Annotated in this window: 1 protein-coding gene; it reads left to right on the top strand. The window is 51.2% G+C overall.

Features of this window, described 5'->3' with window-relative positions:
- Positions 1-207 (top strand): nicotinate-nucleotide diphosphorylase (locus tag R0J87_RS22780; protein ID WP_498889199.1); only part of this gene is annotated, 207 nt, incomplete at its 5' end.
- Positions 208-252: the final 45 nt, after the last annotated feature.

The raw sequence follows: 252 nt of genomic DNA, 5'->3' as shown, positions 1-252 counted from the left end.
GCCGATATCATCATGCTGGATAACTTCGAAACAGAACAGATGCGCGAAGCCGTCAAACGCACCAACGGCAAGGCGCTACTGGAAGTGTCTGGCAACGTCACTGACAAAACACTGCGTGAATTTGCCGAAACGGGCGTGGACTTTATCTCCGTCGGTGCGCTAACTAAACACGTACAAGCACTCGACCTTTCAATGCGTTTTCGCTAATAGTTGACAGATTTATCCGCTCCATCGCGGGCGGATAATCTCCCC

Source organism: Halomonas sp. SIMBA_159, assembly GCF_046536035.1.
GTDB classification, from domain to species: Bacteria; Pseudomonadota; Gammaproteobacteria; order Pseudomonadales; family Halomonadaceae; genus Vreelandella; species Vreelandella venusta_A.
The sequence above is the reverse complement of the archived record's forward strand: the minus strand, read 5'-3'. Positions and strand labels throughout refer to the sequence as shown.